The 23,031-nt window shown below is 71.9% G+C and carries 20 protein-coding genes and 1 tRNA gene; 17 read left to right on the forward strand and 4 right to left on the reverse strand.

Annotated features, from left to right (window positions below):
• Nucleotides 1–39 precede the first annotated feature (39 nt).
• The 10 genes from FYW99_RS16925 (at nucleotide 40) to FYW99_RS16970 (ending at nucleotide 11,970) form a co-directional block, all read left to right on the forward strand.
• Nucleotides 40–3,042 (forward strand): Rne/Rng family ribonuclease, encoded by a 3,003-nt coding sequence (locus FYW99_RS16925; protein WP_150253012.1) that lies wholly within the window; start codon nucleotides 40–42, stop codon nucleotides 3,040–3,042.
• Nucleotides 3,043–3,397: 355 nt separating this feature from the next.
• Nucleotides 3,398–3,709, forward strand: coding sequence for a 50S ribosomal protein L21 (rplU, locus tag FYW99_RS16930; RefSeq protein ID WP_017568486.1), 312 nt, complete (start codon nucleotides 3,398–3,400; stop codon nucleotides 3,707–3,709).
• A 14-nt stretch (nucleotides 3,710–3,723) separates the two neighbouring features.
• Nucleotides 3,724–3,984 carry a 50S ribosomal protein L27 gene (gene rpmA / locus FYW99_RS16935; RefSeq protein ID WP_150253013.1) on the forward strand — a complete coding sequence of 87 codons (261 nt, stop codon included), beginning with the start codon at nucleotides 3,724–3,726 and terminating at the stop codon, nucleotides 3,982–3,984.
• A gap of 122 nt (nucleotides 3,985–4,106) precedes the next feature.
• The gene (obgE, locus tag FYW99_RS16940) at nucleotides 4,107–5,471 is read left to right on the forward strand and encodes a GTPase ObgE (protein ID WP_150253014.1); all 1,365 of its coding nucleotides are present in this window, start codon (nucleotides 4,107–4,109) and stop codon (nucleotides 5,469–5,471) included.
• Between the two features lie 81 nt (nucleotides 5,472–5,552).
• On the forward strand, nucleotides 5,553–6,710 hold the full coding sequence (proB, locus tag FYW99_RS16945) for a glutamate 5-kinase (RefSeq protein ID WP_150253015.1): 1,158 nt from the start codon (nucleotides 5,553–5,555) through the stop codon (nucleotides 6,708–6,710).
• A gap of 90 nt (nucleotides 6,711–6,800) precedes the next feature.
• The gene (locus tag FYW99_RS16950) at nucleotides 6,801–7,691 is read left to right on the forward strand and encodes an alpha/beta hydrolase fold domain-containing protein (RefSeq protein WP_190394696.1); all 891 of its coding nucleotides are present in this window, start codon (nucleotides 6,801–6,803) and stop codon (nucleotides 7,689–7,691) included.
• Nucleotides 7,692–7,823: 132 nt separating this feature from the next.
• A complete protein-coding gene (locus FYW99_RS16955) occupies nucleotides 7,824–8,270 on the forward strand; it encodes a type II toxin-antitoxin system PemK/MazF family toxin (RefSeq protein ID WP_150253016.1) in 447 nt (148 codons plus the stop codon).
• A gap of 210 nt (nucleotides 8,271–8,480) precedes the next feature.
• On the forward strand, nucleotides 8,481–9,755 hold the full coding sequence (locus FYW99_RS16960) for a glutamate-5-semialdehyde dehydrogenase (protein WP_150253017.1): 1,275 nt from the start codon (nucleotides 8,481–8,483) through the stop codon (nucleotides 9,753–9,755).
• A 312-nt stretch (nucleotides 9,756–10,067) separates the two neighbouring features.
• A complete protein-coding gene (locus tag FYW99_RS16965; protein ID WP_150253018.1) occupies nucleotides 10,068–11,039 on the forward strand; it encodes a hypothetical protein in 972 nt (323 codons plus the stop codon).
• A gap of 193 nt (nucleotides 11,040–11,232) precedes the next feature.
• Nucleotides 11,233–11,970: an alpha/beta hydrolase family protein gene (locus FYW99_RS16970; protein WP_150253019.1), complete on the forward strand. Its 738-nt coding sequence runs from the start codon at nucleotides 11,233–11,235 to the stop codon at nucleotides 11,968–11,970.
• Between the two features lie 331 nt (nucleotides 11,971–12,301).
• On the opposite strand, the gene FYW99_RS16975 is transcribed toward FYW99_RS16970, so the two are convergent.
• A complete protein-coding gene (locus tag FYW99_RS16975) occupies nucleotides 12,302–13,357 on the reverse strand; it encodes a M48 family metallopeptidase (protein ID WP_150253020.1) in 1,056 nt (351 codons plus the stop codon).
• 229 nt (nucleotides 13,358–13,586) lie between these two features.
• Between FYW99_RS16975 and nadD the strand changes: the two genes are divergently transcribed.
• The 4 genes from nadD (at nucleotide 13,587) to FYW99_RS16995 (ending at nucleotide 15,467) form a co-directional block, all read left to right on the forward strand.
• Nucleotides 13,587–14,240 (forward strand): nicotinate-nucleotide adenylyltransferase, encoded by a 654-nt coding sequence (gene nadD, locus FYW99_RS16980; RefSeq protein WP_263364073.1) that lies wholly within the window; start codon nucleotides 13,587–13,589, stop codon nucleotides 14,238–14,240.
• A 17-nt stretch (nucleotides 14,241–14,257) separates the two neighbouring features.
• Nucleotides 14,258–14,656, forward strand: a complete 399-nt coding sequence (gene rsfS / locus FYW99_RS16985; protein WP_150253021.1) for a ribosome silencing factor — start codon at nucleotides 14,258–14,260, stop codon at nucleotides 14,654–14,656.
• Between the two features lie 34 nt (nucleotides 14,657–14,690).
• The gene (locus tag FYW99_RS16990; RefSeq protein ID WP_150253022.1) at nucleotides 14,691–15,314 is read left to right on the forward strand and encodes a histidine phosphatase family protein; all 624 of its coding nucleotides are present in this window, start codon (nucleotides 14,691–14,693) and stop codon (nucleotides 15,312–15,314) included.
• Between the two features lie 80 nt (nucleotides 15,315–15,394).
• Nucleotides 15,395–15,467: transfer RNA gene (locus FYW99_RS16995), tRNA-Ala, on the forward strand.
• Nucleotides 15,468–15,649: 182 nt separating this feature from the next.
• Here FYW99_RS16995 and FYW99_RS17000 read toward each other — a convergent pair.
• Nucleotides 15,650–17,272: a glycoside hydrolase family 13 protein gene (locus tag FYW99_RS17000; RefSeq protein ID WP_150253023.1), complete on the reverse strand. Its 1,623-nt coding sequence runs from the start codon at nucleotides 17,270–17,272 to the stop codon at nucleotides 15,650–15,652.
• A 22-nt stretch (nucleotides 17,273–17,294) separates the two neighbouring features.
• Nucleotides 17,295–18,314, reverse strand: coding sequence for a LacI family DNA-binding transcriptional regulator (locus tag FYW99_RS17005; protein WP_190394697.1), 1,020 nt, complete (start codon nucleotides 18,312–18,314; stop codon nucleotides 17,295–17,297).
• 224 nt (nucleotides 18,315–18,538) lie between these two features.
• On the opposite strand from FYW99_RS17005, the gene FYW99_RS17010 reads away from it, so the two are divergent.
• From FYW99_RS17010 to FYW99_RS17020, 3 genes are read left to right on the forward strand one after another with little or no spacing between them, the layout of a single operon-like run.
• Nucleotides 18,539–19,849, forward strand: a complete 1,311-nt coding sequence (locus tag FYW99_RS17010; RefSeq protein WP_190394698.1) for an ABC transporter substrate-binding protein — start codon at nucleotides 18,539–18,541, stop codon at nucleotides 19,847–19,849.
• A 56-nt stretch (nucleotides 19,850–19,905) separates the two neighbouring features.
• Nucleotides 19,906–20,754 carry a carbohydrate ABC transporter permease gene (locus FYW99_RS17015; protein WP_017568469.1) on the forward strand — a complete coding sequence of 283 codons (849 nt, stop codon included), beginning with the start codon at nucleotides 19,906–19,908 and terminating at the stop codon, nucleotides 20,752–20,754.
• A complete protein-coding gene (locus FYW99_RS17020; RefSeq protein ID WP_150253024.1) occupies nucleotides 20,751–21,650 on the forward strand; it encodes a carbohydrate ABC transporter permease in 900 nt (299 codons plus the stop codon). Before FYW99_RS17015 ends, FYW99_RS17020 begins: the two co-directional genes overlap by 4 nt.
• 74 nt (nucleotides 21,651–21,724) lie before the next feature.
• Here FYW99_RS17020 and FYW99_RS17030 read toward each other — a convergent pair whose 3' ends face one another.
• Nucleotides 21,725–22,888, reverse strand: coding sequence for an alpha-hydroxy-acid oxidizing protein (locus FYW99_RS17030; RefSeq protein WP_150253025.1), 1,164 nt, complete (start codon nucleotides 22,886–22,888; stop codon nucleotides 21,725–21,727).
• Nucleotides 22,889–23,031: the final 143 nt, after the last annotated feature.

Below are 23,031 nucleotides of genomic sequence, written 5' to 3' on the forward strand. Positions count from 1 at the left end.
TCGCGGCGCGCCCGAGGACTCTGACGGGAGACCGCCCGGATGCTCGACAACGAGCCCAACAACGGTGCCGACGGCACCGCGGGTACAACTGAAACAACCAACAACACGGCGGCGGCGCCCCCCGCGGGGGGCGGCGAGGTGCGCGTGACCACGCCCGCACCCGCCAAGGGTGTCCGCCGCGCCGCCGGACCACCCCCCGAACCCGACGACGTCTTCACTCCCCCCTCCGCACCCGTCACCTCCCTCGCCGGGTCCGGTGAGGGAGGCACGGTCAAGACCTCGGTGGCCACCACCTCGCGCAGGCGCACCGTGCGCGCCGCGGGCCGTCCCGACGAGGACGCCGCGCCGCGCCGCGCCCGCGCCTCCGCTGACGAGGACACCGCGCCACGCCGCACCCGCACCCGGGCCTCCGTCCCCGCCACAGAGGACACCGCCCCCTCCACGCCCAGGAGCCGCGGCCGTGCGCGCACCCGCTCCGCCGCGGCCGTGGAGACCGCCGGGCCCGCACCCTCCGAGGCCGTCGACAAGGCGGCCGACAAGGACGAGGAGACCGTGGAGGCGGGCGGCGGCAACGTCTTCCAGGCCCCCTCCATGCTCTTCCAGCCCCCGGTGGCCAGCGCCGCCCCCGTGCCCGCTCGCAGCACCGCCGCGGCGGAGGCCGACGAGGACGGGGACGAGGAGTCCGAGGAGGAGGAGACCGCCCAGGCCACCGGCGCCGAGGAGACCGGCGACGGGGACGACGACCGCCCCAGCCGTCGGCGCCGCCGCCGCGGAGGCCGGGGACGCGGCCGCTCCCGTGCGGACGAGGACGAGGCAGCCGAGGCCCCGGAGCCCGCGGAGGACAGGGCTGAGCAGCGCGGGGACAAGGACCGGGGCGAGGACGACGACGCGGCCGACGAGGCCGCCGAGTCCGATGACCGCAGCAGCCGTCGCCGTCGCCGCCGTCGCCGCCGCTCCGGCGGGGGAGACGGCCCCGAGGCCACCGCGGACGACCCGCCCAACACCGTGGTCCGGGTGCGCGAGCCCCGCCAGGAGAAGCCGATCGAGGACGAGGTCCAGGCGGTCCGCGGCTCCACCCGGCTGGAGGCCAAGAAGCAGCGCCGCCGCGAGGGCCGCGAGCAGGGCCGCCGCCGCGCCCCCATCGTCACCGAGTCGGAGTTCCTGGCCCGGCGCGAGTCGGTCAAGCGGGACCTGGTGGTGCGCCGCGTCGAGGACCGCACCCAGATCGCCGTCCTCGAGGACGACATCCTCGTCGAGCACTACGTCGACCGGGCCACGCACCGCTCCTACGTGGGCAACGTGTACCTGGGCCGGGTGCAGAACGTGCTGCCCTCGATGGAGGCCGCGTTCGTCGACATCGGCAAGGGCCGCAACGCCGTCCTGTACGCGGGCGAGGTCAACTGGGACTCCTTCGGCCTGGACGGCCAGCCCAAGCGCATCGAGTCGGTGCTCAAGTCCGGCCAGTCGGTCCTGGTGCAGGTCACCAAGGACCCCGTCGGCCACAAGGGCGCCCGCCTGACCAGCCAGATCAGTCTGCCCGGCCGCTACCTCGTGTACGTGCCCGGCGGTTCGATGACCGGCATCAGCCGCAAGCTCCCCGACAAGGAGCGCGCGCGCCTCAAGCAGATCCTCAAGAAGGTCATGCCCTCCGGCGCGGGTGTCATCGTGCGCACGGCCGCCGAGGGCGCCAGCGAGGAGGAGCTGGAGCGCGACATCAACCGTCTCGCCAAGCAGTGGGACTCCATCAAGCGCAAGTCCAAGTCGGCCAACGCCCCGTCGCTGCTCAACAGCGAGCCCGACCTGACGGTGCGGGTCGTGCGCGACGTGTTCAACGAGGACTTCTCCAGCCTCGTCGTATCCGGTGAGGAGGCCTGGACCACCGTCCACGAGTACGTGGACTACGTGGCTCCCAACCTCGCCGAGCGCCTCTCGCACTGGAGCGAGGACCGCGACGTCTTCGCCGCCTACCGCATCGACGAGCAGATCAACAAGGCCCTGGAGCGCAAGGTCTGGCTGCCCAGCGGCGGCTCGCTGGTCATCGACCGCACCGAGGCCATGACCGTGGTCGACGTCAACACCGGCAAGTTCACCGGCCAGGGCGGCAACCTGGAGGAGACGGTCACCAAGAACAACCTGGAGGCGGCCGAGGAGATCGTCCGCCAGCTCCGGTTGCGCGACATCGGCGGCATCATCGTCATCGACTTCATCGACATGGTCCTGGAGTCCAACCGCGACCTGGTGCTGCGGCGCATGCTGGAGTGCCTCTCCCGCGACCGCACCAAGCACCAGGTGGCCGAGGTGACCTCGCTGGGCCTGGTCCAGATGACCCGCAAGCGGGTCGGCCAGGGCCTGCTGGAGGCGTTCTCGCACAGCTGCGAGCACTGCAACGGCCGCGGCCTGGTGGTCGCCAGCGACCCGGTCGAGGGCAAGGGCGGCGGCAACGGCAACGGCCGCAAGAAGAAGAAGGGCAAGGGCGAGTCCGACCAGGCCGCCGAGAAGCCGGAGAAGGCAGAGAAGCCGTCCTCCGACAAGCCCGAGAAGGCTGACAAGCCCGAGAAGGCCGACAAGGCCGTGAAGACGGGCAAGGACTCCGGGAAGTCCGCCGAGGCCGACACGGCGCGGCCCGAGGAGGCCACCGAGGTCCCGCCGGCCACCGAGGCTCCGGCCTCAGAGCCCGCCAAGAAGACCCGTAAGCGGGCCTCCCGCTCCCGCAAGGCCGAGGCCGTGGCGGAGGAGCAGGAGGAGATCACCGCCGCCGAGGAGGCTCCTGAGGCGGTGGAGGCCGCGGAGGCCCCCGAGGAGGCCCCGGCCAAGAAGACCCGCGCCCGGCGCACCACCACCCGTCGTACCGCCCGCACGGCGGCCGACACCGGTGAGGCCGAGGCAGCGGGCGGTGAGAGCGTCCCCGCCGAGGCGGACGCGAACGCCGCCGAGACGCCCGCCGAGGCCGGTGACGACGAGGCCGCCGAGCGGCCCAAGCGTCGCCGCACCCGGCGCACCAGGGCGGCGGCCACCCCGCCGACCGCCGTGGACGCGGGCTGAGTCAGGGGCGGTAGCCCCGCCGTGGTCCGGGCCGGAGAAGTCCGGTCCGGACCACGGCGCGTGTACAGGCCCGTGGCGGGCCGATGGTAATCTGAGGGACGGTGCGTCGGCGCGCTCCACCACAATCGCGCGCCCCGACACCGAAGTGCTCTCCACGCAGGGTTTGTTTCCCTCGGATCCCCGCGCCCCGCTACAGGCGATCAGTGGATCGTGGAACGAGGCCCCTCCCCGCCCACACGGGGATGAGCCTCCCGGCCGATCTGGGCACAGGTGCGGCCGGACCCGGACCCCGGGCTCATGTCTCGGGGATGGTCCCGAGCATTATTCGTTGAGCGAGCAGGAAGAGAGTTACCCGGTGTACGCGATCGTGCGAGCGGGCGGCCGACAGGAGAAGGTGTCTGTCGATGACGTCCTGAACATCGACAAGGTCTCCGACGAGACCGGCGCCACCATCACATGGCAGCCCATCCTCGTCGTCGACGGTGACAACGTCATCAGCGACGGCGACAAGCTGAGCGGCTACACGGTCAGCGCCGAGATCCTCGGTGAGACCAAGGGCCCCAAGATCAACATCCTGAAGTACAAGAACAAGACCGGTTACAAGAAGCGCCAGGGTCACCGCCAGAAGCACACCCAGGTGCGGGTCACCGGCATCGCGGCGAAGTAGGAGGCCTGGAAGAAATGGCACATAAGAAGGGCGCTTCGTCCAGCCGTAACGGTCGTGACTCGAACGCTCAGCGCCTCGGCGTCAAGCGCTTCGGCGGCCAGAGCGTCTCGGCTGGTGAGATCCTGATCCGTCAGCGCGGCACCAAGTTCCACCCCGGCGCCAACGTCGGCCGCGGTGGCGACGACACGCTGTTCGCGCTGGTCGCCGGTCAGGTCAAGTTCGGCAACTTCCGCGGCCGCAAGGCCGTCAACATCGTTCCCGTCGCCGCCGAGTAGGTTCGCGCGCGGACGTTGTACAGGGCGGGCCAGGGAACACTGGCCCGCCCCTCGCGTTGTCACTGGATGACGCGTGTGTGTCCAGGTCCCCGCCCGGGGGCCGGAGAGTAACGGGGAGAGCTATGCCTGACTTCGTCGACGAGGCGGTCTTGCACGTCAAGGCCGGGAACGGCGGGCATGGCTGCGCCTCCGTGCACCGGGAGAAGTTCAAGCCGCTGGGCGGTCCGGACGGCGGCAACGGCGGCCACGGCGGGGACGTCGTCCTGGAGGTCGACACCCAGACCGCGACCCTGCTGGACTACCAGCGCCGCCCGCACCGCGCCGCCAGCAACGGCACGCCCGGCCAGGGCGGCCACCGCGCCGGGGCCAAGGGCGAGGACCTGGTCCTCAAGGTGCCCGACGGCACCGTGGTCACCCGTGTGGACGGCGAGGTCATCGCCGACCTGGTCGGCCACGGCACCCGGCTGGTGCTCGCCGAGGGCGGCCACGGCGGCCTGGGCAACGCGGCGCTGGCCACCAAGCGGCGCAAGGCCCCCGGCTTCGCCCTCAAGGGCGAGGAGGGCCAGGGCTTCGACGTGCGCCTGGAGATGAAGACCATCGCCGACGTCGGCCTGGTCGGCTTCCCCAGCGCGGGCAAGTCGTCCCTGATCGCCGCCATGTCCGCGGCCCGCCCCAAGATCGCCGACTACCCGTTCACCACCCTGGTGCCCAACCTGGGCGTGGTGGAGGCGGGCAACGTCCAGTACGTCATCGCCGACGTGCCCGGCCTCATCCCCGGCGCCAGCGACGGCAAGGGACTGGGCCTGGAGTTCCTGCGCCACATCGAGCGCTGCTCCACCCTCCTGCACGTGCTGGACTGCGCCACCTACGAGCAGGGCCGCGACCCGGTCAGCGACCTGGAGGCCCTGGAGGCGGAGCTGTCCGCCTACGGCCGCAGCACCGGAGTGGACCTGTCCGACCGGCCGCGCCTGGTCGCCCTGAACAAGGTGGACGTCCCCGAGGCCCGCGAGCTCGCCGAGCTGGTCACCCCGATGCTGGTCGAGCGCGGCTACCGCGTCCTGGAGGTCTCCGCGGCCTCCCGCGAGGGACTGCGCGAGCTGTCCTTCGCCCTGGGCGAGCAGGTGGCCGCGGCCCGCCAGGCCGCACCGCCCGCCGAACCCACCCGGGTCGTGATCCGCCCGCAGGCCATCGGCGACGTGCCCTTCCAGGTGGTACCGCTGGGCGGCAACGCCTTCCAGGTGCGCGGCGACAAGCCCGCCCGCTGGGTGCGCCAGACCGACTTCGCCAACGACGAGGCCGTGGGCTACCTCGCCGAGCGCCTCAACCGCCTCGGCATCGAGGCCGAGCTGGCCAAGGCGGGCGCCACCGAGGGCGCCGAGGTGCACATCGGAACCGAGGAGGACTCCGTGGTCTTCGACTGGGACCCCTCCATGGACGCCGAGGTCGTCCCGTCCGGCCCGCGCGGGTCCGACACCCGGCTGGGCTGACCCGCGCGGGGACCGGCGGCCCGGCCGACAGGTACGAGCGCGGCGCCCGGTGCCGCGCCACTGGATGGAAAGTCCCACACGGTGCACAGCGCAGGACTCGAACAGACCGACTCCCTGGAGGCCTCCGGGCGCGCGGCGGTGGCCGCCGCGCGCCGGGTCGTGGTGAAGGTGGGATCGTCGTCCCTGACCACACCCGACGGCAGGATCGACTCCTGCCGCATCCGCGACCTGGTCCGGGTGCTGGCGGACCGCCGCGCCGCGGGCCAGGAGGTCATCCTGGTCTCCTCCGGGGCGGTCGCGGCGGGGATGACCCCGCTCGGCATGGTCCGCAGGCCCCGTGACCTGGCCTCCCAGCAGGCCGCGGCCAGCGTGGGCCAGGGGCTGCTGCTGGCCGCGTACACGGCCGAGCTGGCCGGGCACGGCCTCACCGCGGCTCAGGTCCTGCTCACGGTCGAGGACATGATGCGGCGGGTGCAGCACCGCAACGCCCAGCGCACACTGCGCCGCCTGCTGGACATCGGCGCCCTGCCCATCGTCAACGAGAACGACACCGTGGCCACGCACGAGCTGCGGTTCGGCGACAACGACCGTCTGGCGGCCCTGGTGGCGCACCTGATGCGCGCCGACGCGCTGGTGCTGCTCTCGGACGTGGACGCCCTGTACGACGGCAACCCCTCCGACCCGGGGTCGTCGGTGGTCAGCCTCGTGCGCGGCCCGGCCGACCTGGACGGGATCGACATCGGCAGTGCGGGCGGACGGGGCGTGGGCACGGGCGGGATGGTCACCAAGGTGGCGTCGGCGCGGATCGCCACGGAGGCCGGCGTGTACACCCTGCTGACCTCCGCCGCGAACGCCCGCACGGCCCTGGAGGGCGGGCCCGCGGGCACCCTGTTCGCCCCGGGGCGCGGACGCCGGCCCTCGGCCCGCCAGCTCTGGCTGGCGCACGCCACAGCGGGCCGGGGCAGCCTGGTCCTGGACCCCGGCGCGGTCACTGCGGTGGTGCGGGAGAAGGCGTCCCTGCTCCCGGCCGGTGTGGTGAGGGTGACGGGCGACTTCAACGCGGGCGACCCGGTGGACCTGTGCGGAGAGGACGGCACCGTCGTCGCGCGCGGACTGGTCAACTACGACGCCGCCGAGGTGCCCGACCTGATGGGTCGGTCCACCCGGTGGCTGGCCCGGGAGATGGGCCCCTCCTACGAGCGCGAGCTGGTGCACCGGGACGACCTCGTCGTGCTCTAGGCCGCGTTTCCCGGACAGCCGCGGTCCCGTCCCGCCGCGACACCTCTGTGGCAATGTCGGGGAAACCCCCCGAGGAGAGTGAAGACACCCATGCCTAGTCTGGTGGCGAGAATGCTCGCGGTGGCGTTCCGGGTGGCGCGCAAGCGCCCCATGGAGACCGTGGAGGGTGCGCGGGAGCGCATCGACGAGGCCAAGGACGACCCCGAGCCACCGCTCTGGGTCGCCAAGCGCCACGAGACCACCCGGCGCGAGGTGGGGGGCTTCACGAGCTACACGGTCCTCGCCCGGGACCGGGAGGAGGAGCCCGACAAGGCGGTCCTGTACGTGCACGGGGGCTCCTACATCAGTGAGATCTCCCCGTGGCACTGGGTCCTGATCTCGCGCATGGCGGACGTGGGCTGCCGGGTGGAGGTGCCCGTCTACGGGCTGGCGCCCCAGCACACCTACCGCGAGGCGTTCGGCTTCCTCCACGCCGTGTACCGCGACCTGCTGGAGCACGTCGTGCCCGAGCGCACGGTGTTCGCGGGGGACTCGGCCGGGGCGGGGCTGGCGCTCGCCCTCGCACAGACGCTGCCGGAGGAGGGCCTGCCCCAGCCCGCGCGGCTCATCCTGGTCTCCCCGTGGACGGACCTGACCATGTCCAACCCCGACATCGCCGAGGTGGAGGGCAGGGACCCCTGGCTCAGCCCGGTCGGCCTCAAGGAGGCCGCCAAGGTGTGGGCGGACGGCGACGACCTGTCCCTGCCCCGGCTCAGCCCCGTCAACGGCGTGCTCTCCGGCCTGCCGCCCATGGACCTCTACATCGGTACCCGCGACGTGTTCCTGCCCGACACCCGGCGCCTGCACGCGCTCGTCGCGCGGGCCGGGGGAGAGGTGGACCTGCACGAGGAGGAGGGGGCCTTCCACGTCTACCCGCTGGTCCCGGTTCCCGAGGGCAGCCGGGCGCGGGCGCGGATCATCGGCACCGTCCAGGACCTGTGAGACCTCCCGGGCGGGGCCGACGGAGCCGCGGGAGCGGGAGGGCGAAGCCCCGTGGGACCGGGAGGTGCCCGGCGCGCACGTACCCCGCCGCGTGACGGGCGGCGTCCACCGCACACGCCCTAGGATGCGGACGTGAGCGAACGAACGACGCGCCGAAGCGAGGACCACCCCCATCGGGGCGAGGTCCGTGAGATCCCCACCGCCGCCAGCGCCACCAGGCTCGTCTACGCGCCCGAGCGCGACGGCCTCGCCGACGCGGGCGAGATCGTGTGGACGTGGGTTCCCTACCAGGAGGACCCGGGGCAGGGCAAGGACCGCCCTCTGCTGGTGGTCGGCCGCCGGGGCAGGCGGCTGCACGGGCTGATGCTGTCCTCCCAACGCCCCGACGAGTGGGAGCGCCAGGACTGGCTGCCCATCGGCTCGGGTCCCTGGGACCGCGAGCAGCGCGACTCCTACGTGCGTGCGGACCGGCTCTTCGAGTTCGACGAGGACGACATCCGCCGCGAGGCGGCCGTCATGGACGAGGAGCTGTTCTGGATGGTCGCCGACGTCCTGCGCGCCCGCTACGGGTGGAGCTGAGCGCAGGGGAGGGCGGGCGTGCCCGGGGCGCGCGGCGGGCGGGGGCCGCACCGCTCCGGCGGAGCGCGCCGGATCCTGCCTGTGGACGACCGCGTCGACGACCGCGCGGCGCTATACGCTGGAAGTGTTCACCCCGGCGCATGCCCCTGAGACCCTTCGACGCCGCAGGGCGGGTACGCCGGGATGGCCTCCCAACCAAGAGAGAGCACCATGAGTGACATCGAGCGCGAGGTCCACGCGGTAGCCGGGCGGGCCAGGGACGCGGCGGCCGACCTCGCCCCGCTCAGCCGGGCGGTCAAGGACGCCGCACTGCTGGCGATCGCCGACGCCCTGGTCAAGCGGTCCGACGAGATCACCGCGGCCAACGCCGAGGACGTGGCGCGGGCCCGTGACGAGGGCACCAGCCCGGCCATGGTCGACCGGCTCACCCTCACCCCGCAGCGGATCGAGGCCATCGCCGAGGCCGTCCGCGAGATCGTCGAGCTCCCCGACCCGGTGGGCGAGTCCGTGCGCGGGTCCGTGCTGCCCAACGGCCTGGACCTGCGCCAGATCCGGGTGCCGCTCGGTGTCATCGGCATCATCTACGAGGGCCGTCCCAACGTCACCGTGGACGCCGCCGCCCTGTGCCTCAAGAGCGGCAACGCCGCCCTGCTGCGCGGCTCCTCCTCGGCCTACTCCTCCAACACCGCCATCGTCGGGGTCCTGCGGGACGCCCTGGAGGGCACCGGGGTCCCGGTGGACGCCGTCCAGATGGTGCCCGGCCGCACCCGCGAGTCCTCCACCGCGCTCATGCGGGCGCGCGGCCTGGTGGACGTGCTCATCCCGCGCGGCGGCGGCTCCCTCATCCAGGCCGTGGTGCGCGACTCCACCGTGCCGGTCATCGAGACCGGTGAGGGCCTGTGCCACGTCTACGTGGACGCCGACGCCGACCTCGACAAGGCCGTGGCCATCGCCACCAACGCCAAGGCGCAGCGCTGCTCGGTGTGCAACTCCGCCGAGACCCTGCTGGTGCACGAGGCCGTCGCCGAGGAGTTCCTGCCGCGCGTGCTGGAGGCGCTCGGCGAGAGCGGTGTGACCGTGCACGGCGACCCCCGGGTGCTGGAGGCCGCCGCCGCACGCCCGACCGGGGCCCGGGTGGTCGAGGCCACGGAGGAGGACTGGGCGACCGAGTACCTGTCCATGGACCTGGCCGTGCGCGTGGTGTCCACCATCGACGAGGCGCTCGCCCACATCCGCAGGTACTCCACCCAGCACACCGAGGCCATCGTCACCGACTCGCTGAAGGCCTCCCGGTACTTCGTCTCCCGGGTCGACTCCGCCGCGGTCATGGTCAACGCCTCCACGAGGTTCACCGACGGCGGCGAGTTCGGCTTCGGCGCCGAGATCGGCATCTCCACCCAGAAGCTGCACGCCAGAGGTCCGATGGGCCTCACGGAGATGACCTCCACCAAGTACGTGGTCACCGGGGACGGACACCTCAGATAGCCGCACGTGTCGGGGGCCGCCCGCGAGTGTGCGGCCCCCGGACAGCGAGAAGCCGTACACCACACGGTGCCGTCCGCGGCGCCGGTCGCACGCATGTGTTCGGTACGGAACCGAGAGTGACGGGCGGGGCCCGGGGGGCCGTTGGCATCTGGAGCGTTTTCCCGTTGGAAACCTGGACAGAAGCGAATCTTCGTCTAGCACGTATTCCCAAAGCGACGGCTGGTCGGTAATTTCACTGTGGTGTCTCACGGCGCGCCTCCGCATCGCTCGGAGTGTCGCCCCCCCACGGTCACAACGAAAGGAATCCCCCGAATGAAGCTCCGGAGCAAGGTCGCTGCCATCGCCACGACCGCCCTGGCCGTCGGTGGTGTCACGCTGATGGCCGCCCCCGCCCAGGCTGACCTGGTCACCGTCTGCTCGGGCCACGGCGGTGCCATCACCCTGCCCACGGACCTCGCGGTCCCCGCCGGCAAGAGCTGCTTCCTGGACGGCACGGTCATCCAGGGCGACGTCACCGTTCGACAGGGTGCCAACCTGCACATCATCGGCGGTGAGATCGAGGGGAAGGTGACCGTCCAGCAGGACGCCTACTTCGACTCCCAGGAGAGCTCCGTCGGTGACCGCGTGGTCAACCGCGGTTCCTACGGCACCTACCTGGAGAACAGCTCCACGGGCGCGGCCCTGCGTGCCGTCCCGGTCGACGGCGGCAACACCGACGGCTTCGCCTACGTGGTGGACTCCTCCGTCCGCAGCATCAACGCCGAGGTCGGCGCCGTCTACGTCTCTGGCTCGCGCATCGGCGGCGCCGTCAAGGCCGACGGTGTCGAGTACGCCGACATCTACGACTCCGTGGTGCGCGGCGCCCTGACCGTCAACAACCCCGCCAGCGGCGGCATCCTCTGCGACAGCGAGGTGATCGGCGCGGCCACCTACAGCGGCGGCGCGGGTCCGGTCGCGGTCGGCGCCGGGGAGCAGGAGGGCTTCTGCTCCTCCGTCAACTACGTCGACGGCGACCTGAGCGTCACCGGCGTCAGCGGCGGCGTCTACATCGACAACAACATCGTCGGCGGTGACCTGTCCACCTCCGCCAACAGCCCGACCGCCCAGATCGGTGAGAACAACCGCGTCCGCGGTGACATCCTCACCGAGGAGATCGCCCTGCGCAGCTTCTCCACCGCCGTGGTCGAGGAGTTCGAGGCCCACGAGGACGACCTCGCCGAGGAGGTCGAGGAGGCCCGCTCCACGACCATCGACGAGGCCATGGCCGCCGGTCCCGCCTTCTAGGACCTGCTCCCGGTCACTCCCGGACGCCCGACAGCACCGACGGCCCCGCCGTTGGCGCTGCCGTGAGGCAGGCACGCCCCGCCGGGGCGTGCCTGCCTCACGGCGCGGGCGCATGGTGGGACACGTCGCGGGGCGCGGTGGACGGGGGCTGTTACCGTCCGCGGGAAGCCGGACCGACGACGAGGAGCGACGCGTGCCGACCACCGTGGCCTACGGAGACCATCCCAGCCAGATCGCGCACCTGTGGGAACCGCGGGGCGGCGCGGACGCACCCGCGCCCGTAGCCGCACTGCTGCACGGAGGCTGGTGGCGCGACGGGTTCGGCGCCGGACTCATGGACCCGCTGGCCCGCGACCTGGCCGCCGCCGGGTGGGCGGTGTGGAACGTGGAGTACCGCCGCACCGGTGGCGGCGGGGGCGGCTGGCCGCAGACGCTCGACGACGTCGACCGAGCCCTGGAGGCGCTCGTCGAGGCCGCGGCCCGTGAGCCCGGCCGCTACGACCTGTCCCGCACGGTGTCCGTCGGCCACTCGGCGGGCGGGCATCTGGCCCTGCTCAACGCGCTCCACCCCCGCACTCCCGTGCGCGCCGTGGTCGCCCTCGCGCCCGTCACCGACACCGAGCGCTGTGCCCGGGAGGGCCTGGGTGAGGGCGCCGTGGAGCCGTTCCTCGGCTCCGACCCCTCCGCGCGGGTGTACGCCGCCAGTTCGCCGCTGCTGCGCGTGCCGTTGGGGGTGCCCCAGCTGATCGTGCACGGCGACGCCGACCAGCGCGTCCCGGTCGTCCACAGCCGCGACTACGTGGCCGCCGCGCGCGCCGCGGGGGACACCGTGGACCACCACGAGCCGGCCGGGGCCGACCACTTCGCGGTCATCGACCCCGCCCACCCCGCCTGGCGGAGGGTGCGCGCCTACCTCGCCGACCGGCGCTGAGCCGCACGCGTGCGAGGGTCGGGGAGGTCAGCTCCCGCGCGGTGACGCTCTGGGGCTCTGAGCCGCACGCGTGCGAGGGCGTGTCGTGTCCGGGGACCCGTTCGCGTGGTCCAAGAGCGGGAGCGGATCCGGAGAAGCGCCAGGGCGTGGCCACACGCCGCGACGGGCGGGTTCCGGTGCTCGGCCGAGCCGCGTGTGAGGGCGTGTGCCCGCCGGACACACCCGAGGGACGGCCCGCGTCCACGGGCCGCCCCTCGCGGCGGGGCACCGGCTTCCCCGCACGGGGACCGGCACCAGGCTTCCGGGGGCGCGTGCCCCCGACGGGTTCCGGTCAGGAGGAGGCGTCCGAGCCCTGGCTGGTGCGGGAGGAGCCGTTGCGCCACCGGTCGGCGACGGTGTCGAAGATCTTGCCGCCCGCGCTGGCCGCGCTGCCCGCGACGTCGCGCAGGGTGCCCAGCAGCGGGTCGCCCGTGCGGTTCCAGGACTCCTTGTAGGAGTTGGCGGCCTTGCGCGCCTCCTCGCCCACCCTGGCGTCGCGGTCGGTGGAGCGGCGCGGGTAGTCGCCGTCGACGATGCGCTGGTAGGAGCCGTCCTCGATCCACCGGTGCAGCTCGGCCAGGCGCACCACCGCGAACGGGTGCGTCTGCCCGACCAGGCTGATCAGCTTGATGAGGCTGTCACGGGCGTCGCCTCCGGACTCGTACTCGCGGGCCTGCTCCAGGAAGGCGTCGGGGTTCATCTCCACGAGCTTGGAGCCGCCCGCCAGCTTCATCAGGGCGCGCTTGCCCGCCTCGGGGTTCTGGCTGGCGAGGATCCCGGCGCGGTCGCAGGACAGCTCGGACTTGCGGTACCACTCCTCCAGCGCGGCCACGATGGCCTGGATGCCGATGAAGCCCAGCGGCACCCACGCCACGCGGGTGGCCAGCCGGATCAGGGCCAGCAGCATGGTGCGGTAGACGGCGTGGCCGCTGAGGATGTGGCCGACCTCGTGGCCGATGACGAAGCGCTGCTCCTCGGCGTCCAGCAGGTCGAACAGGCCCGTGGTCATCACGATGAACGGGCGGTTGCTGCCGATCGCCATGGCGTTCGGCTTCGGGTTCATCTGGATGTAGAGCTCGGGGACCTCGTCCATGTCCAGGACGTAGGCGGCGTCGCGCACGTAGTCGTACACGTGAGGGAACTGGGTGGGTCCGACCCGGACGGCGCTGGACAGGAACATCAGTCGCAGGGCGCGCTCGTTGAACAGCCCCGACAGGCGCTTGAACACCTCGTCGAACCCGCGCAGCGAGCGCAGCGCGACCAGGGCGCCACGGTCGGCGGGGTGCTCGTAGGCACGGGGCGAGATCTCGGAGAGCCGGACGCGGACGCGGTCTGGTGTGTTGGCCATATCGGCATGCTATGCGCCGTGCCCGCGCTTGGCCACGGTTTCCGGCTTCGAGATATGACGCGATCTCCGGGCGTCGCCGACATGCCCGGGGAAGGAACCCGGCACCGCGTTCGTTGTCCCAGTGCAAGGACCAAAAGGGAGGAAGAGGACAGCGGTGGTGCCCTCCGTCGGCTAATCTCGGTTGGCCGATCCCGGCAACGGCAACGTCCACGGCGAAACGGAGCGCACAGTGGCGCACGCAGCTTCCGACGCATCCCGCAACGAGGACTCCCCCGCGCCCCGGGGAGGAACCGGTCCGACCAAGGTCGGCATCATGGGCGGCACCTTCGACCCCATCCACCACGGCCACCTCGTGGCGGCCAGTGAGGTCGCCCACCTCTTCGGGCTCGACGAGGTGGTGTTCGTCCCCACCGGCCAGCCCTGGCAGAAGGACCTGGCCAAGGTGACGCCCTCCGAGGACCGCTACCTGATGACGGTCATCGCCACCGCCGAGAACCCCCAGTTCCGGGTGGACCGCATCGAGATCGACCGCCTGGGGCCCACCTACACCCTCGACACGCTGCGCGAGATGCGCGCCAAGTACGGCCCCGACGTGGAGCTGTACTTCATCACCGGAGCGGACGCGCTGGGCGCCATCCTGAGCTGGCACAACGTCGACGAACTCTTCGAGCTCGCGCATTTCGTAGGCTGTAACCGGCCCGGTCACCACCTCAGTGACACCGGACTGCCCGAGGGCAAGGTCTCCCTGGTGGAGGTCCCCGCGCTGGCCATCTCCTCGACCGAGTGCCGGGAACGCGTCCGCAAGGGCGAACCCATCTGGTACCTGGTCCCCGACGGCATCGTCCGCTACATCAACAAGACCGGGCTCTACCTAGAGAGCTGAAAGGCAGCAAGCACAACGTGACAGCCACCGACAGGGCACTGGAGCTGGTCAGGGTCGCGGCGGAAGCCGCCTCCGACAAGCTCGCCCAGGAGATCATCGCCTACGACGTCAGCGAGCAGCTGGTCATCACCGAGGCCTTCGTTCTGTGTTCGGCCCCCAACGACCGGCAGGTCCGCGCGATCGTCGACGAGGTCGAGGACCAGCTCCGCCTCCAGTCCGGGGCCAAGCCGGTCCGGCGCGAGGGCGAGCGTGACGGTCGCTGGGTCCTGCTGGACTACGCCGACATCGTCGTGCACATCCAGCACGAGGAGGAGCGCGGCTACTACGGCCTCGAACGGCTGTGGAAGGACTGCCCCGAGATCGACCTGCCCGAGGGCGCGCGCGGTGCCGAGCGCACGCCGCTGGACGAGCTCTGACACCGACCACACTCCGAGCGGAGAGACACACCACGTGAGCGACACCCCCCGTGTACTGTTCTGGCGGCACGGACGCACGTCCTGGAACGTCGAGAACCGTTTCCAGGGGCAGACCGACATCGCACTCGATCCGGTCGGCCACGCCCAGGCCAGGCGAGCGGGGGAGCTGCTCGCCTCGATGAACCCCGACGTCATCGTCGCCTCCGACCTGACCAGGGCCGCCGACACCGCCGGATACCTCTCCCGGGCCTCCGGGGTGTCCGTGGAGTTCGACGAGGGGCTGCGTGAGCGCTTCGGCGGCTCCTGGGAGGGGCTGACCGGGGCGGAGCTGTCCGCGCGCTGGCCGGTCGAACACGCGCGGATGGCCATCCCCGACGGCGAGGCCATCGCCGAGGTCGGTGACCGGATGCGCGCCGCCGTCGAGCGGGGGCTGGGCAAGACCCCGTCCGGGGGGCTGCTCGTCGTGGTCAGCCACGGTGCCGCCCTCAGGGTGGGGATCGCCCGGATGCTGGGGATCCCCGACGAGCAGCGCGAGGTCCTGGGACCGATCAGCAACTGCTGCTGGTCGGTGCTCCAGGAACGCCGGGGGCAGTGGCGGCTCATGGAGCACAACGCGGCCAGCCTCCCCGAGCCGGTCGTGCTCAGCGACGACGCGTAAACCGTTTCGACGTTCGGGCCGGATTCCGCTATGGTTCAGGGAGTCGGCAGGACCCCAACGGGTCCGATCGACTCCCTTGAGGGGCTATGGCGCAGTTGGTAGCGCGCCTCCATGGCATGGAGGAGGTCTGGGGTTCGAATCCCCATAGCTCCACGGACTCAGGGCGACCCTGCTCGCGCGTGAACGCGCTCGCCGGGTCGCCCTTCGTGTTTGCCGGGGGGAGACCCCCCGAACCCCCCGAGGTACCCCCCTGTGGTCGGGGTCGCGGGCATCGTTGGGGTGGGTGGGGCGCTTTCCCGCAACGCGAGGCTTCGCCTCAGAGGTCGTGGTCGGGGTCAGCGGCGCAGCCACACCGCCGCGTTCCCCGGGAGCCGCCCGTCCAGCTCCGCGCTGGCCACCAGCACCCGGCCCGGCGGCAGCTCCACCGCCTCCTCGCCCGTGTTGACCAGCACCAACACGTCCTCGCCCCGCCAGTAGGCCAGCACCGGGCCCCGGTTAAGCGTGTCGTCCCAGGTCAGGGTCTCGTCCGAGGAGAACTCCCCGCGGTGCGCCAGAGCCCGGCGGTACAGGGAGAGCACGGATCCGGGATCGTCGGTCTGGGCCTGCACCGACCACCGGCCCCACCCCTCGGGCTGGGGCAGCCACGGAGCGCTCCCTCCGCCGAACCCGTACGACGCCCCCTCCACCGTCCACGGCAGCGGCACCCGGCACCCGTCCCGGCCCTTGTCGGTGTGCCCGCTGCGCACCCACCGCGGGTCCTCCAGCGCCTGCGCGGGCAGGTCCGCCACCTCCGGCAGCCCCAGTTCCTCGCCCTGGTACACGTACGCCGACCCCGGCAGCGACAGCTCCAGCAGGGCCAGCGCCCGCGCTCGCCGCGTGCCCAGCTCCAGGTCCGGCTCCGGATCGCGCCCGTCGGAGAGCAGCCACGCCCCCTGGTCGGTGCCCGGAGGCAGGCCCAGCACCGACACCGGGCGCACCACGTCGTGGTTGCCGGTCACCCACGTGGGCACCGTTCCCACCCGCGCGGCGTCGGCGATCGAGGAGTCGATCACCCTCCGGTAGGCGTCGGCGTCCCACGAGGTCAGCAGGAAGTCGAAGTTGAACGCCTGGTCCAGCTCGTCCGGGCGCGTGTACAGCACCCGCCGGTCACCGGGCAGCCACACCTCGCCCACCGTGACCCGGGGCGGATCGAACTCGGCCAGCACCCGCCGCCAGTCCCGGTACACCTCGTGCACCTCGGGCCGGTCCAGGAACGGGTGGTCCGGGTTGGCCGCGATGTCCTCGAACCGGCCGCCCTCCACCAGCACCAGGTCGCGCAGCGGCTCTTCCAGGTCCTTGACCAGCGCGTACGCCACGTCGATCCGGAATCCGTCCACCCCGCGTCCGCTCCAGAACCGCAGGATGCCGCGGAACTCCTCGCGCACCCGCGGATCGTCCCAGTTCAGGTCCGGCTGCTCGGGCGCGAACATGTGCAGGTACCACTGCCCGTCCGCCGCGCGGGTCCACGCCGGGCCGCCGAACGTCGACCGCCAGTTGGTCGGCGGCAGCTCGCCGTCCGCGCCCCGCCCGTCGCGGAACACGTACAGCTCCCGCTCGGGCGATCCGGGAGCGGCCTCCAGCGCCTCCCGGAACCACGGGTGCTCCTCGGAGGTGTGGTTGGGCACGATGTCGACCATCACCCGCAGGCCCAGCGCGTGCGCGGCCGCCACCATCGCGTCGAAGTCCTCCAGGGTGCCCAGGCGCGGGTCCACGTCGCGGAAGTCGGCCACGTCGTAACCGCCGTCCGCCCACGGGGAGGTGTAGAACGGCGACAGCCAGATCCCGTCCGCGCCCAGGTCGGCGACGTGGCCCAGGCGCGCGGTGATCCCCGCGATGTCACCGGTCCCGTCCCCGTCGGCGTCGGCGAAGCTGCGCGGGTAGACCTGGTACAGGACCGCGTCGCGCCACCACTGCTGCATATTGGTTCCCCCCGGTGTTGGGTCATGAGAACAGGCCGCGCGTGCCCCGGGGCGCGGCGGTGGACTGCCTCAGGATGAGCTGGGTGGGCATCTCCACCTGGAGGCGCCCGGCCGTCCCGCCGAGGACGTCCACGGTGAGCCGACCCGCGGTCAGTCCGGTGTCGTAGGGAGCCTGGTCGACGGTGGTCAGGTCCATCACCGCCGCGGTGTCGTGGTTGTCGAAGCCCATGAGGGAGATCGAGTCCGGCACGCGCACGCCCGAGCGGCGCAGCGTGCGGTACGCGCCCAGCGCGATGTCGTCGAACTCCGCCAGCACGGCCGTGGGCGGGTCGTGGTCCGACAGCAGTTCGCCCATGGCCAGCTCGCCGCCGGTGTGCCCGGTGGCCTTGGCCACGCTCCGCGGTGACAGCCCGGCCTCCGCCATGGCCGCCTCGTGCCCCTCCAGCCGGTGCCGTGAGCTGGTGCTGGACCAGGTCCCGGACCGGGAGGCGATGTAGGCCACGCGGGTGTGCCCCAGGTTGAGCAGGTGCCGGGTGGCCCCCGCGGCGCCGGCCCGGTCGTCGATGTACACGCTGGCCCGACCCGGAACCCTCTGCCCGACCAGCACCACGGGCACGCCCACGTCGTCCAGCCGGTGGCACTCCTCCTCGGACAGGTCCATGGACACGGTGACCACGGCGTCGGTGTTGCGCCGCAGCGGCAGCGCCCGCGTCCATCCCTGCCGGGCCCGCGTCTCGCCGACCTGGTAGACGAGCATGTCCAGGTCCGCATCGCGCAGCGCGTCGCTGATCCCCGCCAGGACCACCCCGAAGAACCACGGCTGGAGGAAGGGCACGACCACCGCGACCCGCCCCGTGCGGCCGGTGACCAGGCCCGAGGCGTTGCGCGAGACCACGTAGGCCAGCTCGTCCGCGGCGCGCTGGACGCGCTGGCGAACCTCCGGGGCGACCCCGGGGGCTCCGCGCAGCACACGGGAGACCGTCGAGAGGGAGACCCCCGCTCGATGGGCGACGTCCCGCATGCTCGCGGGTTGGCTGGACATGCCGTCCACGGTAGGAGTGCGACCCGGGTTATGGCAACGTTTTCAGCAGGACATTCGGACGGCACGCCGTCCCTTTCCGCGCATGACGTATATCGAGACGCATTCTCTGTTGACTAGGTCACATACTCGGTGGCATCGTTTGCGCACGACCACGGGGGGATGACCCAGCACACACTCGACGCCGCGCGCCCGGACACCCACCCGGCGCGGAAGGAGAGAGAGCCATGCCAGTGCATTCACACCAGAAGAGGTACACGGTGCGCGCATGCGCTGCCGGGCTCGCCGCACTGAGCCTCACCCTGGCCACCGCGTGCGGCGAACCCCCGGGGGAGGAGACCGCGGGTGAGGGCGGCGAGACCGCGGGCCTCGCCGAGGACCCGGCGTTCGTCTGGGCGGTCACCGGGGCTGACCGCGCGATCCACGAGGAGGTCGCGCGCCTGTGGAACGAGAACAACCCCGACCAGCAGGTCGACATCTTCTTCCTGGCACCCACCGCCGACGAGCAGCGCCAGGCCATGTTCCAGGACCTACAGAACCAGGCGGGGGAGTTCGACGTCCTGGGTCTGGACGTCATCTGGACCGGTGAGTTCGCCGAGTACGGCTACATCGAGAGCCTGGAGGACCTGCGCGGGGAGGTCGAGGGCGTCAGCCTGGAGGGAGCCGTCGACAGCTCCCAGTGGCAGCAGGAGCTGTACGCACTGCCCTACTCCTCCAACGGCGCGTTCCTCTACTACCGCACCGACCTCATCGAGGAGCCGCCCACGACCTGGGAGGAGCTCTACGACACCGGCATGGCGGCCGCCGAGGAGGAGGGCATCTCCGCCTACGTCGGCCAGGGCGACCAGTACGAGGGCTTCGTCGTCAACTACCTGGAGATGTACTGGTCCGCGGGCGGCCAGCTGTTCGACGACGCCCAGGAGCAGAGCACCTTCCTGGAGGGCGACGCCGCCACCACGGCCCTGGACTTCATGACCGAGGCCTACGAGAGCGGGTTCTACGCCGACGGCTTCGACACCATGGTCGAGGACGACGCGCGCGCCCTGTTCCAGGCGGGCGAAGCCGTCTACATGCGCAACTGGCCCTACGCCATCCCGCTCCTGGCGGGCGAGGGAGACGAGGAGAGCGCGGTCGCGGACGACTTCGCGGTCGCCCCGCTGCCCACCTTCAGCGGTGAGGGCACCACCAGCGCGCTGGGCGGGCTCAACAACGCGGTCAGCACGCTGAGCGACAGCAAGGAGCTGGCCCGCGAGTTCGTCCTGTGGGCGGCCACCGACCCCGAGGCGCAGGACATCCTGCTCCAGAACAGCCTGCCGCCGACCATGGCGAGCGCCTACGAGAACACCGACGACCCCGACTTCCAGATGCTCGGCGACATCCTCGCCCAGGCCCAGGCCCGCCCGCCGGTGCCCGGCTACAACTCGCTGTCCCTGGCCGTGCAGGACAGCCTGCACCCGGCCTTCCGGGGACAGGAGGAGCCCGACGCAGCCCTGGAGGCGGTGGACCAGGCGGCCAACGACGCGCTCGAACAAGAGTAGGTCACATGGCGACGACCCAGACAGTCCGCGTGAGCAGGGGCCTGGGTGAGCGTGCGATGGGGCGGATCTTCCTCGCCCCGTCGTTCGCCTTCATGGCCGTGATCGCGCTCTTCCCGGTCTTCTACGCGATCGGGATGAGCCTCTACCAGATCCGGGGGTTCCGCCAGGAGTTCACCGGTGTCGACAACTACGTCCGGGTCCTGACCGACTCCGGCTTCTTCAACGCCGTCTGGAACACCCTGGTGTTCACGGTCGCGTCGGTGTCGCTGGAGTTCCTCGTCGGCATGGCCTTCGCGCTGATCATGCACCAGGCCTTCTTCGGGCGGGGCCTGACCCGCGCGGTCATCCTGATCCCGTGGGTCATCCCGACCGCCGTGGCCGCGCAGGTGTGGCGGTTCATGTTCGATCCCAACCCGGGCTTCGTGAACGCCGTCCTCGGCACGGACATCAACTGGCTGCGCGACCCGGTCTGGTCGATGGTCGGCATCATCAGCGCCGACGTGTGGAAGACCGCGCCGTTCGTGGCCCTGCTGCTGCTGGCTGGCCTCCAGACCATCCCGAAGGACTACTACGAGGCGGCCAGGGTGGACGGGGCCAACGCGCTCCAGCGGTTCTGGAACATCACCCTGCCGCTGCTGCGCCCGTCGATCGTCGTGGCCCTGCTGTTCCGCACGGTGGACGCCCTGCGCATGTTCGACTTCGCGTACGTGTTCACCGGCTACTCGAACTCGCTGGCCACCCTGTCGGTCTACGCGCAGCGCTACCTGGTCCGGGACCCGGACCTGGGCTACGCCAACGCGTTGTCCACGGTCACGTTCGTCATCGTCATGCTCGTCGGCCTGGCCTTCATCAGCCGGATGGGCCGCCACATGATCGGTGAGGCGCCGCGGAAGGAGAAGCGATGACGGCCGAGACGGTGAGGCCGAGCGGGTCGGTGTACAAGCCGCGCCGACGCGTCCACCCGGCGGTGGGCAACACCCTCAAGCTGCTCGGGCTGGCCGTGGTGCTGCTCTGGTGCCTGTTCCCGTTCCTGTGGATGGGCATGACCAGCCTGCGGACGGGATCGGCGGCGATCACCGACCCGAACATCTTCCAGGGCCCCTTCGACCTCAGCAACTACCGGGAGATCTTCGACCAGGGCTTCCAGTTCGCACTGCGCAACTCGCTGATCGTGGCGACGGTGACCACGCTGATCTGCATCCCGGTGGCCTCGCTGGCGGGCTACGCCCTGGCCCGGCTGCCGCTGGCGGGCAAGTTCGCGATCCTGGCCGCCACCCTGGTCGCGACCCTGTTCCCGCCGGTGGCGCTGGTCAACCCGCTCTACCAGATGTACCTCCAGCTCAACGAGTGGACCGGGATCAACCTGCTCAACTCCTTCGCGGGCATGATCATCCCGTACGTGGCGCTGACCCTGCCGCTGGCCGTCTTCATCCTCACCACGTTCTTCGCGGGCATCCCGAAGGAGATCGAGGAGTCGGCGAAGGTGGACGGGGCCACCCCGTTCCAGGCCTTCCTGCGCGTGGTGGCGCCGCTGGCGGCGCCGGGCGTGGGCGCGGCGGCCATCCTGACCTTCGTGTACGCCACCAACGAGTTCCTGCTGGCCTTCTCCTTCGCCCCGAACGACCTGAACGTGCAGACGGTCCCGGTCTTCGTGGCGACCTTCCAGCGGGTCGGCTACGAGAACCCGATCGGGCAGATCATGGCCGCGTCGGTCCTGGTGTCGGTCCCGCTGATCATCTTCGCCCTGGTCCTGCAACGCAGGATCGTGGCGGGCCTGACCTCCGGAGCCGTCAAGGGCTGACGGCGCGGTCGGAAGGACCGCAAGCAAGCGGACCGGTCCCGGGGGCGCACGGCGCCGCCGGGACCGGCCGTGGGTCAGCGGCGCACGACGTCGCTTCCGTCCAGGTCCGCCGCGTCCTTGCCCATCAGCTCGGCGGTGATCTGCAACTCGGCCAGCGTCGCGCGCAGCACGTGCTCCACGCCCGCGGCGCCGCCCACGGCCAGCCCGTACACCCACGGTCGCCCCAGCAGCACCGCCTTGGCCCCCAGCGCCATCGCCACGGCCACGTCGGCACCCGAGCGCACACCCGAGTCGAACAGCACCGTGGCGCGGTCGCCGACCGCGTCCACCACCTCGGGCAGGGCGTCCAGTGCCGCCACGGCGTTGTCGACCTGCCGCCCGCCGTGGTTACTGACCACGATCCCGTCCACGCCCGCCGCCACCAGGTCGGCTGCCTCGTCCCCGCGCACGACGCCCTTGACCAGCACCGGCAGGTCCGTCCACCGGCGGATGCGGGCGATGTTGTCGGTGCTCAGGGACCTGCTGGCGAACGCGCCCAGGAAGTGGAACACCGCCTCGGTGAACACCCCGCCCGGCTCCGGGTCGGCCTTGAGCCGGGACCGGAACTCGGGGTCGCTGAAGTAGTTCGCCGTGCCCTGGCTGCGCAGGAACGGCAGGTGGCCCAGCGCCAGGTCGCGGGGCCGCCACCCCAGCCGCTTGGTGTCGGCGGTGACGACGATCGCCTCCGCCCCCGCCGCCGTCGCCCGCCGCACGAACGACTCCGCCAGCGCGTCGTCACTGGGCCAGTACAGCTGGTACCACCAGGAGTCGGCCACCTCGGCGACCCGCTCCATCGGGGTGGAGGCGGCCGTGGACAGCACCATCGGCACGCCCAGGGCGTTGGCGCCCTCGGCCACGGCGAGCTCGGCCTCCTCGTGCACCTGCTCCAGGACGCCGATCGGCGCGGTCAGCAGCGGCGTGGCGTACTCCCTGCCGAACAGGGTGACCCCCAGCCCCCCGGACTCCTCGGCTCCCGGCCGCAGGCTGCGCGGGCGCAGCGCGTAGCGGGCGAACGCGTCCACGTTGGCGCGGGCGGTGCGCTCCCGTCCCGCGCCGCCCTCCACGTAGCCGAACGGCCCCGGCTCCATGGCCCTCCCGGCCAGGTCGCGCAGGTCCTCGTGGTGGTAGGGCAGCCCGGGCAGGCGGCCGTTGGTCGCGTCGGCGTAGACGCCGTCCTGGTACTGGGCGAAGTCGGTCATGGATCCCTCGCTGGCGCCGCGGCGCCGGGTACGGGCACCGCGGGGCACGGCGCACGGGACGAAAAGAAGGCGGACCGGACCGCGGGGAGCGGCGTCCCCGCGGCCGTGGCCGTCGAACCGTTCGCGCCGTCCGGTTCCGGCCG

This window comes from Nocardiopsis deserti (assembly GCF_008638355.1).
GTDB lineage: Bacteria > Actinomycetota > Actinomycetes > Streptosporangiales > Streptosporangiaceae > Nocardiopsis > Nocardiopsis alborubida.

What these genes read in the sequence shown, in the direction of transcription:
- FYW99_RS17010 (WP_190394698.1), top strand. Translation starts at nt 18,539, where the DNA reads ATGCCAGTGCATTCACACCAGAAGAGGTACACGGTGCGCGCATGCGCT.
- FYW99_RS17030 (WP_150253025.1), bottom strand. Translation starts at nt 22,888, where the DNA reads ATGACCGACTTCGCCCAGTACCAGGACGGCGTCTACGCCGACGCGACC.
- FYW99_RS16960 (WP_150253017.1), top strand. Translation starts at nt 8,481, where the DNA reads ATGAGTGACATCGAGCGCGAGGTCCACGCGGTAGCCGGGCGGGCCAGG.
- FYW99_RS16950 (WP_190394696.1), top strand. Translation starts at nt 6,801, where the DNA reads ATGCCTAGTCTGGTGGCGAGAATGCTCGCGGTGGCGTTCCGGGTGGCG.
- obgE (WP_150253014.1), top strand. Translation starts at nt 4,107, where the DNA reads ATGCCTGACTTCGTCGACGAGGCGGTCTTGCACGTCAAGGCCGGGAAC.
- FYW99_RS17000 (WP_150253023.1), bottom strand. Translation starts at nt 17,272, where the DNA reads ATGCAGCAGTGGTGGCGCGACGCGGTCCTGTACCAGGTCTACCCGCGC.
- FYW99_RS17015 (WP_017568469.1), top strand. Translation starts at nt 19,906, where the DNA reads ATGGGGCGGATCTTCCTCGCCCCGTCGTTCGCCTTCATGGCCGTGATC.
- FYW99_RS17020 (WP_150253024.1), top strand. Translation starts at nt 20,751, where the DNA reads ATGACGGCCGAGACGGTGAGGCCGAGCGGGTCGGTGTACAAGCCGCGC.
- rpmA (WP_150253013.1), top strand. Translation starts at nt 3,724, where the DNA reads ATGGCACATAAGAAGGGCGCTTCGTCCAGCCGTAACGGTCGTGACTCG.
- FYW99_RS16975 (WP_150253020.1), bottom strand. Translation starts at nt 13,357, where the DNA reads ATGGCCAACACACCAGACCGCGTCCGCGTCCGGCTCTCCGAGATCTCG.
- FYW99_RS17005 (WP_190394697.1), bottom strand. Translation starts at nt 18,314, where the DNA reads ATGTCCAGCCAACCCGCGAGCATGCGGGACGTCGCCCATCGAGCGGGG.
- FYW99_RS16925 (WP_150253012.1), top strand. Translation starts at nt 40, where the DNA reads ATGCTCGACAACGAGCCCAACAACGGTGCCGACGGCACCGCGGGTACA.
- FYW99_RS16965 (WP_150253018.1), top strand. Translation starts at nt 10,068, where the DNA reads ATGAAGCTCCGGAGCAAGGTCGCTGCCATCGCCACGACCGCCCTGGCC.